Raw genomic sequence first — 18,135 nt, 5'->3', positions numbered from 1 at the left:
TAATAACATTGTTGCCGTTTCCGCTTATTACCCAAAGACGGTACCTGCATCTGCCGTTTTTGCATCAATAGATGGAATGATTGAAATATTCACACTTAGTTTTGGTTATAAACCGAATCTTATTGCTAAAAGTACTTTAGATCGTATGTATAAAATAGTAATTATTTCCTTTAGCATCGGTTTCAAAAGCTGTTTCAGCAACGGCAATTGCATTAATGGTAGATCAAGAAAGTTGAGATTTTGACGAAAAATTCAAATTACCATACCTAAAAAATGCTATTAGTCTTAATAATATTTTAAGCCATACAACAAGTTATCAATTCTCAGGAAATATTGAAATTGAGCAAGGAATGAATCGCGCAAAGCTTTTAACGTTGCTAAAAAAACAACAAGCTAGTTGTAAACCCGGGTAATGCTATAAGTATAGTAACATAGTTTTTAGTTTACTTGAAGAAGCTTTAAATTGTAAAAAATCAAGTTTAAATGTTGCAATAGATAATTTGCGTACAACGCTTAAAACGCAAGATATACAAATATTACCGCTAGGGCCGAATGTACAACTTGCTTATCCGTATTCTAAAGCAATAATAGACGGACAGGAGGTAATAACATTGTTGCCGTTTCCGCTTATTACCCAAAGACGGTACCTGCATCTGCCGTTTTTGCATCAATAGATGGAATGATTGAAATATTCACACTTAGTTTTGGTTATAAACCGAATCTTATTGCTAAAAGTACTTTAGATCGTATGTATAAAATAGTAAAATCAAACAAAGATGTTTTTGGATTTAAATGGCAACCGATTTGGCCTATTGATCAAAAAATGATTGAGTCATATTATGCTCTTGGATGGTGTATTCTTAAAGTAAAAGGACGCTCAAATAAGGATTTAATTTTTCACTTAGGCTATAATTAACGGTATTAATTCTTTTATTGGCTTTATACCGTCAGAAGAACTTGGAATTATTATTCTAGTGAACCAAGAAGGTAGTTTTCCACTTAAAAATGGGCTGGGACTTTGGTTTGATTATATAGATTAAAATTATATACTCAGATAGAACTTCGTATACCTATTCTTTATTTACTTGTAGTATATTATATGAATAAAAAACTCATAAAACTTATTTTTATCATTTGCAGCACCGTAATTGTAACCGGTTTATTATACAAATATATCAATCAACATTATCCAAAATTTTTTAAAGCACCACAAAATATAGGGAGTTTTTGTGCGTCATTATTAATATTATTTAGTATAATTTACAGTACTATTAGCCAAAATGAAATGCGCAGATTTTGTTTGCAATTAGCAATGTGGGCAGTAATTTTCTTAGTTATAATAACCGGTTATGCTTTTAGGTTTGAGCTGAACTACGCTTATCATAGAGTAATGTCTGCTTTAATTCCATCATATAAATGGTCCACTGAAGTCGGAGAAATTATTATAGCCCGTAGCAGAGACGGGCATTTTTATATCAATGCTTTTGTAAATAATGTTAAAATAAAATTTATGGTAGATACAGGGGCAAGTGATATAGCTTTAACTAAAGAAGATGCTCAAAAATTAGGCTTTGACTTAACTAAATTAAAATATACTAGAACTTATCTAACAGCTAACGGCGAAAATAAAGCCGCCCCTATAACCTTAAATAGTGTAGTAATCGGTACGGAATTTAAGAACATCAAAGGACATGTAGGTCTTGGTGACCTTGATATTTCGCTTCTTGGTATGTCGCTACTTGAGCGTTTCAAAGGTTTCAGGATTGATAAGGATTTATTGATCTTGAATTATTAGACTTCCTGCATAACTTGCTTCTAAAGGCAATTTGTACGTCGATCCTAATCCCTAATCTTCGCGTATGTCTATATATGCTGCAGCGGCAAGTGCTTCCGTGTATCCTTTAAATTCCTCTCTATAAACTGCTTTGGAAAGATGTCTATTTTTTACAAATTTCCTTCTTATTAAGAAATAGTTAAATTATTAATTATCTCTTGACCTTTATATCAAAAAGTGCTAACATGCCTTTTTAAAATAAAAGGGGTTTTATGTATAAATCTAAATATGACGAAAACGATTTCAAAATCAATTTGTTTAATGCTATTTACAATGAAGACATTAAGAAGATCAAAGAACTTGTCAATAATAAGATGGCTGTTTCTAATGAGTTTGCAGCAATACCACTAAATGAACACGATGATACACCTCTGCATATAGCTTCTATTCTAAGTAAAGAAAATATAGTTAAAATACTACTTAAGACAGAAGCTAATCCTGATGACGTAGATTGTGAAGATGATTTTCATAAACTGGCAGAAGAATGTAGAAACAGAAAGTTTAGTAGAAATTTTCATTTGAAAAATTAATAGAATTTATAGCTTGGAAAGCATCAATAAAACTTTTGGATACTAATTATAATATTGATGTTGTTAAACTTTATCTACAAGATGCTCGTAATTTGAAAAGTTTTTTAGAAACCGGTAAAAAAGAGCTAACAGAAGAGCAAAAAGAAAAATTAGAGCAAAAATTAGATAAACTAAACGATATGATTATCCCTTCTCTTAGGGATAAAACGCTATTGAAATATAAAGAAATATATAATGTTGACAACAATGAAGAATATCAAATATTAAAAGAGAAACTTAAAGTTTTGCCTGAGATAGTACAAACAGAGCTTAACGAGATGTTGGGGATAGATACATCTTATTGTGATGATATTTTGTGAATAAATATGGATACCAAATCGTCATGAGCTAAGCGACTAAAGACGTTGTTACGTGGAGCAGTTTTTCTGTCATTGCGAGGAAATTTACAATAGTAAATTGACGAAGCAATCTTGGGAAGAATTCCTGAGATTGCCACGCTCACTAACGTTCGTGTGCAATGACGACTTGTATCCACTCAACACGATCTTTGCGAGAATGACATAAGAGCCGTGTTAAAACGGCATTTTAAAGCCTGGTGGTAAGCTCATACCGTTTAAAGCTCCTGATAAAGAATTTTGAGAATCTTCATCACATTTTTGTTGAGCATCATTAAAGGCAACTTTAATTAAATCCTCAAGCATTTCTTTTTCTTCTGCTTTTAATAAAGATTCATCAATTGAAATCTTTTCAACTTTGCCTTTACCGGTTGCAATAACCTCAATAAGTCCGCCGCCGGCTTTACCGGTATATCTTGCATTTGCCATTTGCTCTTGAGCTTCTTGCATTTTCTTTTGCATTGATTGGGCTTGCTTTAAAAACTGATTAAAATTTACCATAATTCTATCCTATATATTTTTAGCTTTTAAGTAAAATATCCGAAATTGTTATATTTGGGAAATGTTTTTTAATTAAACCAAAATCGTTACTTGCTTCAATCTTACCAATTAACTGATTCTTTAAGGTTTGCTTGTTCTGCTCTTTTATTATTACTATCTCAAACTTTTCATTAGTAAAAGCAGCTAACAAATCTTCTATTTGTCTTTTTATTTTGCTTGTAACTTCAAGACTTACGAACTCTAATCTATTATTACTGAGATTTTTAAGTTCCGTATGATTGAGCAGGAAATAATATATATCTATCTCATTATTTTTATATAAATATTCAAGAAAATCTACAATTTCAAATTTTTTTTTTATTTCCGGATTAATTGATTGATTTAAATTTTGATTATTACCGTCAAAATCTGTAAGCAAGGGTAGCGACGTCGAATATATAGATTTTATAACTAACATTTCCGTTTCTGTTAGTTGGTTATAGGAAATTTTTATTTCCCCTACTCCCTTATTATATATTTGCCATAAGATTGATAAGTGCGGCAAGCTGGTTTTATCTAATATGCTTTTAGTTCTATCATTAAATGATTCATATATAGGCAAACTATAATTAGGTAACATTTTTACTTTATTAAGATAAGCAATAAAATCTGATGCTGATTCTATAAAAATCTCAAGATTAACCGAAGAACCGTAAAGTTTATTTATTAAATTTATAGCTTTTTCCGTCTCTCTGTGGATAATACATTCGACAAATTCTATTATAATCGAACTATCGACAAGCCCAAGCATTTGATTAATTACTTGAGGACTAATTATATTGTCAGATTTCGCCGACATACTAGCTGCTTGATCTAAAATAGAGACTGCATCACGTGCCGACCCTTCCGATTTGTAAGCTATAATTCTTAGTGCTTCTATATCGGTTTTTAAATTTTCTTGCTTAGTTATATATTCAAGTAGCTTAAAAATCTCTTCAAAACTCAACCGCCTTAAATCATAACGTTGACATCTTGAGATAATAGTTGCAGGTATCTTTTGTACTTCTGTCGTTGCAAAGATAAATATTATATGAGGTGGCGGTTCTTCCAGTGTCTTAAGAAGTGCATTAAATGCCCCTTTAGAGAGCATATGCACCTCATCAATAATGAAGATTTTATGCTTACCTTGTAGGGGCTTATACTCGGCGGATTCTATAATTCTACGTATGTCATCTACGCTAGTTTTACTTGCCGCATCAATTTCGATTATATCAGGGTGATTATGATTATTAAAGCTGATGCAATTCGTGCATTCCTCGCATGTTTTAATAGTCGTATTTTCGGTAATTAAAGCAGAACAGTTTACGGCTTTAGCAATAATTCGGGCGGAAGTAGTTTTACCGACTCCTCTAATACCTGTTAAAAGATAGCCTCCGGCAAGCCTATCGTTTAAAATAGTATAGCTTAAAACTTTGACTAATACCTCTTGCCCCTGAAGCTCGGCAAAGTTACTAGGACGATATTTCCTTGCAAAAGGAATATATTGATTTGATGAATTTATATCTAGCACGATAGTTATAAGACTTTTTATGTCATTTTAGCAGAAAACTGGCTTTATTGCATGGTTCTCTATGTCATTCCCGCGAAAGCAGGAATCTAGAGAAAATAACCTTAATATTGCTACAAAATACGTATTTTATATGTTTTACTGAATTCCTGCTTTCGCGGGAATGACATAAAACGAGCCGCCTTGCTGTAGAAATGATATCAAAATTAGAATAATGCTAGTAATGACCCATCGCATCCCACTCTGGCTGCTTCCTTTCAGACCTGACCGACTAAACAGGTACAATGCCCACTACTAGCGTAATTAACATAACCTGTTTATTTTCAAGAAACAATATATTTTTTTTCTATTTCTGATTTTGTTAATCTTTCAGGAGGACCGAATATTTCAGGGTTTTTTAATTTAAACAAATCATCGGAAAATTTTTGTACTTTAGCTATTTTATCAAAAGTAATAGTGACTATATTATTATCTTCAAATATTTTTAATGCTTCAATTTGTTGAGTAGCTTTATTAAAAGTAATTTCGCTACGTTTTTCCGTTAGAGTATGATAGATAGTAATTTTAGAAATATTTCTTTCGTTAATTGCCGATTCAAAAACAAAATCCTTGTAAAAATGCTCATTATCTTCTAATAAAAAATTAAATGTATTTTCGCTTCTATTAATACGGCTTACTTGCTCCATATCATAATCATACATCGATACGAAATTTTTAGTACCTATTATAACTAAAGGGAAAGGAGGATAATAATTACATCTAAAATTATAAGGTTTACGGATCAGTAATTTTCCTTTGACTATTTTACCGTACGAATCTTCTTGAGTAAAATCTATCGCAACTGATTTTATCGTACGTAGATAAGTTTTTAGCTCCGAAATAGCTGTTTTATCATCTGCCCCAAATGCTAAGCTTGAATTCACAAAAAGATAAATAATGATTAGAAAAAATATTTTTTTCATTTTCGTTGTTTTATATTTTAAATTATGTTTAAAATACCTTATATATTCAGTTAATGCAAAATATAATTAGTATTTATGAAAATCGTTGCTTTAAAAGAAAAAGCCAAGCATGAAACACGAGCCGTTATAACGCCTGAAGTAGCAGGATTGCTAGTCAAAAAAGGCTATGCGGTTATGGTAGAAAAAGATATAGGGCTTCATGCCGGTTTTCTTGATGAAGAATATGTTGCTCTAGGTGCTAAAATATCTTCGGTACCACTCGAAATTATTTCTGATGCTGATATTATATTAAAGGTGCAGGTGCAACCTTCATCTGTTACGGATAAATATAGTGAGCTTGAATTTGCAAAAAAAGGAGCAATTATTGTAGGATTATTATCGCCTTATTTAAATCATGAATATATAAAAGCGGCAGCTAAAAAAAAACTTACGACTTTTGCTATGGAGTTTGTGCCGAGAATTACTAAAGCTCAAAATATGGACGCTTTATCTTCTCAAAGTAACTTAGTAGGCTATAGAGCGGTAATTGAAGCAAGCTATCATTATACAAGGGCTTTTCCTATGATGATGACGGCAGCAGGGACGATTTCACCGTGTAAAACTTTAGTGCTTGGTATCGGTGTTGCCGGTCTTCAAGCTATTGCAACGGCAAAAAGGCTTGGTAGCATTGTTGCAGGATATGATGTAAGAGCTGCTACCAAAGAGCAGGTAGAAAGCTTAGGAGCTAAGTTTGTTTCACCGGAATTACAGGAGGATTTACAAGATAAATCAGGCTATGCTCACGAGAGTTCAGAAGATTATAAAGCTAAACAAGAAGAGTTTTTAGCAAAAATTATTAAAGGATATGATATAGTTATTACTACTGCACAAATTCCGGGAAAAAAAGCACCTCTGCTTGTTACGGAAAAAATGCTAGAATCTATGAAGCGCGGCTCAGTGATTGTTGATATAGCGACTAGTACAGGCGGGAACGTGGAAGGTTCAGAACCGGATAAGATTGTTACTAAGCACGGAGTTACCATAATAGGTTTATCAAACCTTGCTACTAAAATTGCTACCGACAGCTCAAAATTATATGCTAAGAATTTGTATAATTTTCTAACCTATGCATTGCAAGACGGTAAGTTTAATATGGATGATGCGTTAGTACGTGAGATGTTGATTACTAAAGACGGAAAAATTGTGAGTGAGAAATTAAATATATGAATCAATTACCGACGATGGCTAAACAGGCTGCTGAAATTGCCCATAATACCCAAGAATTATCAGATAAATTAAAAGATTTGGTAATAGATACTAGTTGGCAAACAAACACAAGTACTATAGACCCGCTAGTATTTGCTATAACTATTTTTGCATTAGCTTCTTTTGTGGGCTATTATGTTGTGTGGAAAGTAACGCCTGCACTCCATACTCCGCTTATGTCTATTACTAACGCTATTTCAGGTATTATAGTTCTTAGTTCTATGATTGCTGCAAGTAGCTCTGCTTTTGGGTTTCCCAGTCTACTAGGGTATTTTGCAACGCTGCTTGCTTCTATAAATATCTTCGGTGGATTTATAGTAACAAAAAGAATGCTCGAGATGTTTAAGAAGAAGTAATTAATAATGTCATACCTGCGTTGTCGATACCCAAATCGTCATTGCGAGGAGCAGGGGTTGTTGCATGGATCGAAAAACCTACTCGATGTCGTTCCCGCGTAGGCGGGAATGACATAACAAGCCATACGGTTAACGTTTATAGTGACAAAAAAATCAAGTTAAAGTTCTAGTTCTTTATATTCAACGGTAACTACTTCGTATGATTTAGATCCTTTCGGTGTTGTAACTTCTACAAAATCACCTACCGATTTCCCAATCAAAGCTTTTGCTATAGGAGAAGCGATTGAAACTCTTTTTCTAGTTATATCGGCTTCATATTCTCCTACAATAATATATGTTACTTCTTCTTCAGTATCGTCGTCGATCAAAGTAACCGTAGCCCCGAATTTTATGTTATCTCCCGATAATTTACCAATATCAATAATTTCCGCTCTTGCCGTCATATCTTCAAGCTCTTTAATACGCCCTTCTATAAATGCTTGTTTCTCACGTGCCGCTTCATATTCCGCATTCTCGGATAAATCGCCGTGTTCTCGTGCTTCGGCTATATCTTCACTAATTTTTTTACGTTCTACATGTTTTAAATGTTTAAGCTCGTGTTCTAATTTTTCAAAACCTTTAGCGGTGATAGGAAATTTTGTATTCATAATTATATTGTATAGATTTAGTAATTTTAGTATACTATTTTCAATAATATAGATTTCAGCAAGTATATTTGTAATAGTGAAATTTGTCAAATAAGCCTTTTTAATTATTTGGCATTGCCTAAATATCGTCATTGCAAGTGGTCCTAATCTAAGCGGATTCTGTTATGTCATTCCTGCGAAAGCAGGAATGACATCGAATACTGCTCGCAATGATGTTGGCATTATTTCTCATATAACAATAGCAACAAATTAGTAATCTTATGGAAATTAAAGATTTTGACTTTGAGACAAAGCGTAAAATTTTCCACCTATCGGCTATAATATTTCCGCTGCTTTATTTATTTATTCCAAGAACCGCTATTATGTTATTATTATTTATAATAACGGCCGTTACATTATATTTAGATGTATCACGTCATAATAATGCAAAAATTAGCGAATTTGTAACTAGATTTTTTTCAAAAGTTATAAGGCTTGAAGAAAATAGCGGTTCTTTTGCTTTAAGCGGCCTTAGCTTTATGATGCTCGGTTTTTTCTTAACTGCTCTTCTTTTTCCTAAAAATTTAGTGATTTGTTCGTGGTTGATTTTAATTATTTCAGATTGTTTAGCGGCTCTTGTCGGCGTTAAAATAGGAAATAGCTTAGGTAACGGTAAATCTATAGCCGGTTCTATTACCTTTTTAGCTTCTGCAATTTTTATAAGTATATTAGTGTATTTCTATTTAGGATATAATACAAGTTTTATTATTATTATTATAAGCTGCATAGGGGCTACAGTAGCTGAATTTTATTCAAAAGATTTAAGAATTAACGATAATTTGTCTATACCGTTTTCTTATTGTCTTTCTACAGCTATTCTTTCTTACATATTGTAATATTAATGAGAGTTGCACCGGAATTTTATGAGTTCTTAAGAAACCGTATTAACATATCGGATGTAGTGCGGCAAAAAGTAGCTTTAACTAGAAAATCCGGTAACTATGTAGGTTTATGTCCCTTCCATCAAGAAAAGACCCCATCTTTTACGGTTAGTGATAGTAAGAGATTTTTCTATTGTTTTGGTTGTAAAGCAGCCGGTGACGTTATAAAATTTACTTCTAATATTAGCGGTTTATCTTATAATGAATCTGCTATAAAGCTTGCAACCGATTACGGTATAGAGATACCGAAATTAACTGTGAAACAGAAAGAATTTTATGAAGAATCCGATGAAATTCTAAATATTTTAGAACTCGCCAATAAGTTTTTCAGGACACAATTAACACCTGAAATATTACATTATCTACACGAAAGGGGTATTACCGAAGAAACAGTAAAAGAGTTTTCAATAGGCTTTGCCCCGAAGAATAATAAATTTGAAAAATTTTTTCACGATAAAAATATAGATATTATAAAGCTTGGTAAAGCAGGACTAATTGGCAAGCGAGAAAACGGTGAAATATATAATTTATTTTCTAACCGTATTACTATTCCAATTAGAAATATTTACAATAAAATTGTAGGCTTTGGCGGTAGAGTACTAGGGGAGGGGCTGCCTAAATACTTAAATTCACCTGAAACTACAGTATTTCAAAAAAGTGAAACTCTATACGGTGAGCATAAAGCGATAAGCAGTAGCTATAAAAAAAATCATTCGATTTTAGTAGAAGGTTATTTTGATGTTATAGCACTACATCAAGCAGGTTTTAGTGAAACGGTTGCGAGTCTCGGTACTAGCGTTACCGAGAATCACTTACATAAATTATGGCGTGCTGGCGATGAAATTATATTATGTCTTGACGGAGATAATGCAGGCATAAAAGCTAGCATAAGAACTATTAACTTAGCATTACCGCTTATTAATAGTGAAAAGAAAATTTCTTTTATTAGGTTACCAAGCGGACTTGATCCCGACGATGCAGTAAATAAAAACGGTGCTGATTTTTTTGCAAAGCTTATAGATAAAAGAATAAGCTTATCAGAAATGATTTGGCATATTGAGTATAGCGGCAAGAGTTTTAAAACTGCGGAAGAAAAAGCTAATTTAGAAAAAAATTTAAAAAATTATTGCAGCAAAATATCGGATAGTGCTTTAAAAGCAAGTTATTACAGGTTTTTTAAAGATCAAATATGGCAAAATTTAGTCACAAGGCAGAAGAAAGCTACAACTAAAAACTCAAATTTGGCTCCTATAATTTCAAGTCACGGCTATTCGGAGCTTGAAATACTAGAACACGCTTTTTGTGCTTTGTTGGTTAAATTTCCTATAATTCTTGAAGAAAAAGATATTAGAGATTTCATCTTAAATTTAAATTTTAATAATAAATCGCTTGAAGAATTCCGTAATTGGTATTTAAACGAGATTATAGATAATAACGTAGAAGCAAGTGAAATTACTGCAATTGTGGAAAAAACTAGCTTTTTTGATATTTTTTTATTATTATCAAAAACGGATAATTTGTTTTTAGATATCTCATTTAATAAAAATAATATCAGACTGGATTTATTATGGCAGTGGCTACATAAGAAATATTATCTAATAAATTTACAACAAGAATACGCTATTACCATAAACAGTACTGACAATTACGACTTTGAAAAAGTTTTACTATATAAAAAAGAAATTCTGAAGATTGCAAATGAACTTCAAGTTTTAAACGAATCTTTTATTAATCACACGATAACTTAATTATTTCAAACTTCTTTTAAAAGAAAAAGCATATAGGTATTTAATGAGCAATAGCAATATAGACAATGATCTAGATAAAATAGATAGTTTACTTAAAAAAGCTAAATCTAAAAAGATACCGGTCACTTATGATGATATAAACAACGCTCTTCCTCTTAATAAAAATCCTTCAATAAGACAATTAGAGGAAGCTATATTAAAATTTTCCGATGCGGGAGTAGATATTTTAGAATCTAATGAAGATGATGAAATTAAGCTTGATATCGGAATGGATGAAGAATTTAAGCTATCTACCAATGTTGATAATGAACCTGAGGATGAGGTAGAAGAAGAAAATATAGGTACTACCGATGATCCTGTAAGATTATATCTTAAGGATATGGGGGGAGTCGATCTTTTAACTCGTGAAAATGAAGTAGAAATAGCAAAAAGGATTGAGGAAGGACATAAAACAATGACTGCTTCCTTATGCAGAAGCCCTATTGCTATGCGTTGTTTTATAGTATGGTATGAAGATTTAGTTAATGAAAAAATGTTACTACGTGATCTGATAGATTTAGAAGCTAACATGTTACATGACGAAACACCCGAAAATGATGAAGAACATAGTAGTGAGACCGAAGGAGAAGAGCATGAGGATAATCACTTATCTATGTCTAAAGTAGAAACGCAGATATTACCTAATATTATAGAGCGTATGAAAAAGATTTCTTTTATCTGCGAAGAGCTACTCATTGAAGCTAAAAAATGTTATGAGAAATCTTTTGAGCCGAAGGTTTTACAAAATAGCAAAAAATATAATAATTTGGAATTATTAATAAATGAAGTTTCGGAAATACATTTTAATTCTAAAAGAACAGAAGAAATTTTAGGTAAGATGTATGGAATAAATCGTGATTTAATTAATAAAGAAACAGCTTTTTTAAAACTTGCTGAAAAATATGGAGTAACTCGCCAAAATTTCCTTGATGAATATATAGGATCGGTTATCAATGCAGCATGGAAAGAAAAAATGCTGAAAAATAAAAAAGTCGCTTGGAAAGAGTTAATGACTAAAGAATCGGATTATATAGATCAAATGATTGCTGAATTATTGGTTATAGAATCTAAAACCGGTCTTTTAGTTAATGATTTTAAAAAACTAGTGAATACTATACAAAAAAGTGAGAGGCAAACGCTACAAGCAAAAAAAGATATGATAGAAGCGAATTTACGTTTAGTTATATCTATCGCTAAAAAATACGCTAATAGAGGATTGCAGTTTTTAGATTTAATTCAAGAAGGTAATATAGGACTTATGAAAGCGGTGGATAAATTTGAATATCGCCGTGGTTATAAATTCTCTACCTATGCTACGTGGTGGATTAGACAAGCTATAACAAGAGCTATTGCCGATCAAGCAAGGACTATACGTATTCCTGTGCATATGATTGAAACAATTAATAAGATACTACGTACTTCAAGACAAATGCTTAATGAACTCGGATACGAACCAACAGCAATGGAAATCGCTAACCGTCTTTCAATGCCGCTTGATAAAGTGCGTAAAGTCATGAAAATAGCTAAAGAACCTATAAGTCTTGAGAATCCCGTAGGGGATGATAGTGACGGCGGTCAATTAGGCGATTTTATCGAAGATAAGAATGCAGTAGCACCGATTGATGCGGCAATTCAGTCAAATTTACGAGAAGTTACCACTAGAGTACTTGCAACCCTTACGCCTCGTGAAGAAAGAGTGCTTAGAATGCGTTTCGGTATAGGTATGAATACTGACCATACATTAGAAGAAGTAGGGCAGCAATTTAAAGTAACTAGAGAACGTATAAGACAAATCGAGTCAAAAGCTTTAAGAAAGTTACAACATCCTATTAGATCCAAAAAACTTAATAGCTTTAGAAGCGGAGGAAAGCGTGGTGACGGTAATCCATCGGATTTACTAGAAGCATGATAATACTTATACTGTCATCCCGTGATTCGGGATCTCAGGATACAAGGCTGTGATACAAGATCCCGTGGTCAAGCCACGGGATGACAGTGGGCTATTATGTATCGATATAAAATTACCATTGAATATTTAGGCACGGATCTTGCAGGTTGGCAAAGACAAGCAGGAGTAATGTCGGTACAGCAGATATTAGAAGAAGCGATTTATAAATTTTCCGGTGAACAGGTGATATTGTTTGGGTCAGGAAGGACAGATGTCGGTGTTCATGCTATAGGTCAAGTAGCACATTTTGATCTTTCAAAATATTTAGAACCTCACAAAATTATTACGGCTATCAACTATTTTGCAAGACCGTATGCCGTAGGAGTATGGAATTGTGAATTAGCCCCCAATAATTTTCATGCTAGGTTTTCAGCTACCTCTCGTTATTATATATATAGAATTATTAATAGACCTTATCCATCGGTAATTGATTTAAATAGAGCATGGTGGATTAGTTCACCTTTAGATGTTCCGGCTATGCAACAAGCTGCCGCTTATCTATTAGGCAAACATGATTTTACTTCATTTAGGGCTAGCTCATGTCAATCAAAATCACCGATTAAAACTTTAACTGAACTTAATATTATTAAAGAAGACGAAGAAATAAAATTATATCTTTCAGCCCCGTCATTTTTGCATCATATGGTACGTAATATTGTCGGCAGTTTAGTACTTGTTGGTAAAAATATTTGGCAGGCAGAACAAATTAAAGATGTTCTAGAAGCCAAAGATAGAAAAGCCGCCGGTCCTACTGCTCCCGCCTCCGGTCTTTATTTTGTGAAAGCAGCGTATTAACAACCATAAATTTTGTCATTACAATGCCTCCCTGCATAGGCATTGTTACGTGGATACCACCTTGTCATTGCGAGGAAATTACGAAGTAATTGACGAAGCAATCTCAGGATATTTGACGAGATTGCCACGCAAGTACTACGGTTGCTCACAATGACAACCGGGTATCCATCTACAAAGCACACTCGTAATGACGTCCTAAATTAGTACACTACGACACTGTCAATAAACTGTATAATTTTTCATGGATGTTAGTTAGCTTACCTATATCATTTCCACCGGCTTGAGCAAGGCTTGCTTGTCCACCTCCGCCGCTGCCACCTAAGAATAAAGAAAGTTTTTTTGCAATTATATCTGCATTGTATTTGTCTGTTATAGCTTTACTCACCGCAACCGTAATAGATAATTTACCAATTCCCTCGGCAATATATACCATTATCAAATCTTCTACTTTTTTTGTTAAATTTTCGGCAGCTTGACGTAATATTTTATTGTCTATATTTCTTACTTTTTTGTATAATAGTTTTATTCCTGTTATTTGTGTAGCTTGCTTTTCAATTTGCTCTATACTTAAATCTAAACTAGCTAAATGAGTTTTTTCTAACTCTTTCTCAACTTCCTTGTTACGCTCTAAGATATTATTAACCTTAGTAATCAGTTCATTTTTATTAGTTTTTAAACTGCTTTCTATCGATTTAAGTAAACTATCCTTTTCTCTCATTAATTTAATTACGAATTCACCGCAAACTGCTTCAATTCTACGAACACCTGCTGCTATAGTACTTTCGCTTGTGATTTTAAAGCAACCGATGTCACCGGTACGTCTGACATGCGTACCGCTGCATAATTCTAAAGAAGTCTCACCCATCTTAACTACTCTTACTTCAGAGTCGTATTTCTCGCCAAACAGTGCCATAGCTCCTTGTTTAACTGCATCTTCAGTTGCCATTAATGTAGTAGTTACTTCATGATTATCTCTAATAATCTCATTTACCTTATCTTCGATTAAAGTGATTTCTTCATTAGTCACAGCTTTAGAATGGCTAATATCAAAGCGTAAATAAGTCGGAGCGACTAACGAACCTTTTTGAGTAACTTGTTTACCAAGTACCTCATGCAGTACTGCATGTAATATATGCGTTGCCGAGTGATGAATTCTTAAATTTTGCCTATATCTTATGTCTATACTAAAATTAGCATTCTCGCCTACGTTAATCTGCCCCTTTTTCAAAATACATTTGTGGACTATAATAGAGCCTAAATATTTTAAAGTATCTATTACTTCTACTTCAGAATCTTTTGCAAATATCGTTCCGATGTCACCTATTTGACCGCCTGATTCACCGTAGAAAGGAGTTTGGTTGCTGATTAGCAGGAATTGTGTATCTATCTCTTTTATATCATTAACTAAATTATTATTTTTGATTAATGCAATTATTTTACATTTTGCTTCATTAAGTATATATCCTAAAAACTCCGTGCTACCATGTTGCTCTTTGATATCAAACCACAACTGATCGGTTTTTGATTCACCGGAGCCAAACCAAGATTTTCTAGCACGTTCTTTTTGCATAAGCATTTGCTCTTCAAACCCTTTGTGATCAACGGAAATATCACGGTTTTTTAGAATATCTTCGGTTAAATCAAGCGGAAATCCGTACGTATCGTATAGTTTAAATGCTACTTCTCCTGATAATTCATTCCCTTTTGTTAGCGTTTTTGTTTCTTCAGTAAGAAGTTTGAGACCACGTTCTAATGTGGCTTTAAATCTAATTTCTTCTTGTTCTAAGATACTGCTTATAAAGCTTTCTGCTCTTTTAAGTTCAGGATAAACATTCCCCATTAAATCAACAAGTTTTGGCAGTAATTTATACATTAACGGCTCTTTTGACCCAAGCATATGAGCATGCCTCATGGATCTTCGCATAATGCGGCGAAGTACGTAACCACGCCCCTCATTTGAAGGAATAACGCCGTCAGCTATTAAAAAGCTACTTGCTCGTAAGTGGTCGGCAATAACTCGGTAAGAAAATTTAGCTTCTCCCTCTACTTTCACTTTTACTATATTTTCGGTAAAATTAATTATTTCCTGAAATAAATCTATATCATAATTGTTGTTAACATGCTGTAATACTGCCGTCATACGCTCAAGACCCATACCGGTATCGATAGATTTTTGCGATAATTCTATGCTAGTATCTTTATCGATTTGTTCATATTGCATAAATACCATATTCCAAATCTCGATAAATCTATCACCGTCTTCATCTTTAGTACCGGGAAGTCCGCCATATATTTGTTCACCGTGGTCGTAAAAAATTTCGGAACAAGGACCGCAAGGGCCAGTATCACCCATTGACCAAAAATTATCGTTTGTTTTGATCTTTATGATGCGATCATCCCCAAAACCTGCTATTTTGTTCCAATAAGAAGCTGCTTCGTCATCAGTATGATAAATTGTTGCATAAAGCTTGTCTTTTGGGAGTGCAAATTCTTTAGTCAATAAATTCCAAGCGTAATATATGGCTTGTTCTTTAAAATAGTCACCGAATGAAAAATTACCTAGCATTTCAAAAAAGGTATGATGTCTTGCCGTATAACCGACATTCTCAAGATCGTTATGCTTGCCGCCGGCTCTAAGAGACTTTTGACTAGTTACCGCTTTGTTATAAGGTCTTTTTCCTTGTCCGGTAAAAACATTTTTAAATTGTACCATTCCGGAATTAACAAACATTAAGCTAGGGTCATTGTGTGGAATTAACGAGCTGGCCGGTACATGTGTATGATTATTTGCTTTAAAGTAAGTTATAAATTTACTTCTAACTTCTTCGGTGGTAAATTTAGTCATGGTAAGATATATTATTTAATGTTATGTCATTCCGGAGAGGATCATTTTTTGTCATTGCGAGGAAAATTACGTAGTAATTGTACGTACGCAATCTCGTGCCAAAGTCCTGAGATTGCCACGCTCCTTATCAGTTGTTCGCAATGACGGTTCGGGTATCCACGCAGAAATGACGTCCAGTATAGTAAAATACACTGCATTATGATTAAAATAAATTTATTTATGAAAAATATTTTTGATTCGATCAAATTACATTTTGTTCAATTTGCTACAAAATTAAAAATATTTTCTTTCAAAAGAAAAAAGATTGTGGTGTTACTAGGTAATAAAGGTGTATTTCTTAGTACTTTTCTCGATAATAAATTATTAGATAAATTATTTATCCCTACTCGGGAACAGATAGACTTAAATCCTTATAAAAACTTTTTTAGTAAATTTCCAAAAAGCGATATTTATTTTTTACTTGACGGCAGTGGATGTAAAACACGGCACGATCAAATACCTATATTACGGTCAATAGTTAAACTTGATCCTATTGAACAATTTATTGAAGGTTATTTTAATAAAGAAGACATTATAGCACATTGTGTTTACGAAATTACTACTACCCCAAGTGAAATTTGGTCGACTTTAATTATGTCGTGTCCATTTGAAACACCTTTAAGTGATATAATTTCATGCATTATAGATAAAAGATCTCTTGATTTAAAAGGAATTTACTTTTTAACGTTAGAGCTAAAAGTTATTATAAATAAAATAGTGCAGAATATAGAAAATGATAAATATAACGATTATTTTCAAATTTGTGTATATGCATCACAAGCTAGCGGTGTAAAATTTATTATCAAACATAAAAATAATATAATAACAATTAGAAATCTTGAGTATCCATTTGATAAAACAACCGGCTATGTTCAAGGTATTATAGAACAAGAAATTAATGATTGTTTGATATTATTTAAAAACTATATAAGTAATCTTGACCAAAGAGCCTGTATAATTCTTATAGTAGATGAAGAGTTAAAATCTTTATTAGAATCAACAAATTTTGAAGAACGCCCTGTAATCTTTATATCGGTTGATAATATACTAAATAAGCAAACTCTAGAAAAAGAAAGATTTATAGATACGAATATTAGTAGACTGTTTCTAGAACATAAGAGTTTTCCCGCTTATAATAATAATTTAAAATCAATAAAAAAACTAGTTACTATAAAGGATCTGACATTTAAATTATATAGTGCATTACTTATAATATTAATATTAGTGGTCGGTATTATCAAATATAATACAAAACAAAATTACAAAGACATAAACTCTATTAATGAAAAATATTATGCAACAAATCAAGAATATGATGGTATCAAATATAAATATCCTTATATTAAAAATACTACTAGCCTAGCTGATTTATATGTAATAGAAAAATTACTAGAAGCACCGGTACCACTGCCGTTTGATTTACTTAAAAGGCTAATAATTACTTTAAATCCGGCTTTTAAATTAGAAGAAATTAAATGGGAATTAACAAATATAGATAATATTTTGTTAGTTTCTAAGAGACAATTAATAATCAAATTAATACTTAAATATCATACTAATAATCTATCGGTAGATGAATCTCTAAAGATGCTAGATGATCATATGACAAACGTAAAAAATAAATTATCTAATTTGCAGATAGATTATGTTATATATAAGGATAAAATACTTGATATATTCGGTAAGGTAGTAATTCCTTTATCGGTTAATATAGTTGATAATAAAACGTAATATTCCATGTCATTCCCGCGTAAGCGGGAATGACATAAACCATGCAACGGCACT

Annotated in this window: 17 protein-coding genes and 1 other RNA gene; 12 read left to right on the top strand and 6 right to left on the bottom strand. The window is 32.5% G+C overall.

All coding sequences use genetic code 11. The annotated features are described in order from the left end of the window. The 5 genes from O6R16_RS02095 to O6R16_RS02075 all read left to right on the top strand — a co-directional run. On the top strand, positions 1-244 hold a 244-nt coding region (locus O6R16_RS02095), incomplete at its 5' end, for a hypothetical protein (RefSeq protein WP_499679803.1). A 435-nt stretch (positions 245-679) separates the two neighbouring features. Next, positions 680-916 (top strand): hypothetical protein, encoded by a 237-nt coding sequence (locus tag O6R16_RS02090; RefSeq protein ID WP_499679802.1) that lies wholly within the window; start codon positions 680-682, stop codon positions 914-916. Between the two features lie 183 nt (positions 917-1,099). Further along, positions 1,100-1,795: an aspartic protease APRc gene (locus tag O6R16_RS02085; protein WP_499679801.1), complete on the top strand. Its 696-nt coding sequence runs from the start codon at positions 1,100-1,102 to the stop codon at positions 1,793-1,795. A 353-nt stretch (positions 1,796-2,148) separates the two neighbouring features. Then, the gene (locus O6R16_RS02080; protein ID WP_499679800.1) at positions 2,149-2,364 is read left to right on the top strand and encodes an ankyrin repeat domain-containing protein; all 216 of its coding nucleotides are present in this window, start codon (positions 2,149-2,151) and stop codon (positions 2,362-2,364) included. Between the two features lie 35 nt (positions 2,365-2,399). Further along, a complete protein-coding gene (locus O6R16_RS02075) occupies positions 2,400-2,723 on the top strand; it encodes a hypothetical protein (RefSeq protein WP_499679807.1) in 324 nt (107 codons plus the stop codon). 213 nt (positions 2,724-2,936) lie between these two features. On the opposite strand, the gene O6R16_RS02070 is transcribed toward O6R16_RS02075, so the two are convergent. The 4 genes from O6R16_RS02070 to O6R16_RS02055 all read right to left on the bottom strand — a co-directional run bounded on the left by O6R16_RS02070 (position 2,937) and on the right by O6R16_RS02055 (position 5,768). Further along, positions 2,937-3,260, bottom strand: a complete 324-nt coding sequence (locus O6R16_RS02070; protein WP_499679799.1) for a YbaB/EbfC family nucleoid-associated protein — start codon at positions 3,258-3,260, stop codon at positions 2,937-2,939. Positions 3,261-3,279: 19 nt separating this feature from the next. Further along, the gene (gene dnaX, locus O6R16_RS02065; protein ID WP_499679798.1) at positions 3,280-4,809 is read right to left on the bottom strand and encodes a DNA polymerase III subunit gamma/tau; all 1,530 of its coding nucleotides are present in this window, start codon (positions 4,807-4,809) and stop codon (positions 3,280-3,282) included. 207 nt (positions 4,810-5,016) lie between these two features. Beyond that, an RNA gene (ffs, locus tag O6R16_RS02060) (signal recognition particle sRNA small type) lies at positions 5,017-5,108 on the bottom strand. Positions 5,109-5,129: 21 nt separating this feature from the next. Beyond that, positions 5,130-5,768: an outer-membrane lipoprotein carrier protein LolA gene (locus O6R16_RS02055; RefSeq protein ID WP_499679797.1), complete on the bottom strand. Its 639-nt coding sequence runs from the start codon at positions 5,766-5,768 to the stop codon at positions 5,130-5,132. Positions 5,769-5,843: 75 nt separating this feature from the next. Between O6R16_RS02055 and O6R16_RS02050 the strand changes: the two genes are divergently transcribed. Both O6R16_RS02050 and O6R16_RS02045 read left to right on the top strand, forming a co-directional pair. Further along, positions 5,844-6,974 carry an NAD(P) transhydrogenase subunit alpha gene (locus O6R16_RS02050; protein ID WP_499679796.1) on the top strand — a complete coding sequence of 377 codons (1,131 nt, stop codon included), beginning with the start codon at positions 5,844-5,846 and terminating at the stop codon, positions 6,972-6,974. Further along, positions 6,971-7,369, top strand: a complete 399-nt coding sequence (locus O6R16_RS02045) for an NAD(P) transhydrogenase subunit alpha part 2 (RefSeq protein ID WP_499679795.1) — start codon at positions 6,971-6,973, stop codon at positions 7,367-7,369. The genes O6R16_RS02050 and O6R16_RS02045 overlap by 4 nt, the downstream gene beginning before the upstream one ends. A 158-nt stretch (positions 7,370-7,527) precedes the next feature. Here the strand turns inward: O6R16_RS02045 and greA are convergent, their stop codons facing one another. Further along, positions 7,528-8,016, bottom strand: coding sequence for a transcription elongation factor GreA (gene greA, locus O6R16_RS02040; protein WP_037213737.1), 489 nt, complete (start codon positions 8,014-8,016; stop codon positions 7,528-7,530). 260 nt (positions 8,017-8,276) lie between these two features. Between greA and O6R16_RS02035 the strand changes: the two genes are divergently transcribed. The 4 genes from O6R16_RS02035 to truA all read left to right on the top strand — a co-directional run bounded on the left by O6R16_RS02035 (position 8,277) and on the right by truA (position 13,466). After that, the gene (locus O6R16_RS02035) at positions 8,277-8,891 is read left to right on the top strand and encodes a diacylglycerol/polyprenol kinase family protein (protein WP_499679794.1); all 615 of its coding nucleotides are present in this window, start codon (positions 8,277-8,279) and stop codon (positions 8,889-8,891) included. A gap of 5 nt (positions 8,892-8,896) precedes the next feature. Further along, positions 8,897-10,684: a DNA primase gene (gene dnaG, locus O6R16_RS02030; RefSeq protein ID WP_499679793.1), complete on the top strand. Its 1,788-nt coding sequence runs from the start codon at positions 8,897-8,899 to the stop codon at positions 10,682-10,684. 43 nt (positions 10,685-10,727) lie between these two features. Continuing rightward, the gene (gene rpoD, locus O6R16_RS02025; protein WP_499679792.1) at positions 10,728-12,632 is read left to right on the top strand and encodes an RNA polymerase sigma factor RpoD; all 1,905 of its coding nucleotides are present in this window, start codon (positions 10,728-10,730) and stop codon (positions 12,630-12,632) included. Between the two features lie 96 nt (positions 12,633-12,728). Further along, positions 12,729-13,466 carry a tRNA pseudouridine(38-40) synthase TruA gene (truA, locus tag O6R16_RS02020; RefSeq protein ID WP_499679791.1) on the top strand — a complete coding sequence of 246 codons (738 nt, stop codon included), beginning with the start codon at positions 12,729-12,731 and terminating at the stop codon, positions 13,464-13,466. A 208-nt stretch (positions 13,467-13,674) separates the two neighbouring features. On the opposite strand, the gene alaS is transcribed toward truA, so the two are convergent. Then, positions 13,675-16,311, bottom strand: a complete 2,637-nt coding sequence (gene alaS, locus O6R16_RS02015) for an alanine--tRNA ligase (protein WP_499679790.1) — start codon at positions 16,309-16,311, stop codon at positions 13,675-13,677. A 198-nt stretch (positions 16,312-16,509) separates the two neighbouring features. Between alaS and O6R16_RS02010 the strand changes: the two genes are divergently transcribed. Further along, the gene (locus O6R16_RS02010) at positions 16,510-18,081 is read left to right on the top strand and encodes a hypothetical protein (RefSeq protein WP_499679789.1); all 1,572 of its coding nucleotides are present in this window, start codon (positions 16,510-16,512) and stop codon (positions 18,079-18,081) included. Positions 18,082-18,135: the final 54 nt, after the last annotated feature.

The organism is Candidatus Rickettsia tasmaniensis, assembly GCF_036857515.1.
Classification (GTDB): Bacteria; Pseudomonadota; Alphaproteobacteria; order Rickettsiales; family Rickettsiaceae; genus Rickettsia; species Rickettsia rickettsii.
This window is presented reverse-complemented; position numbering and strand designations above follow the sequence as displayed.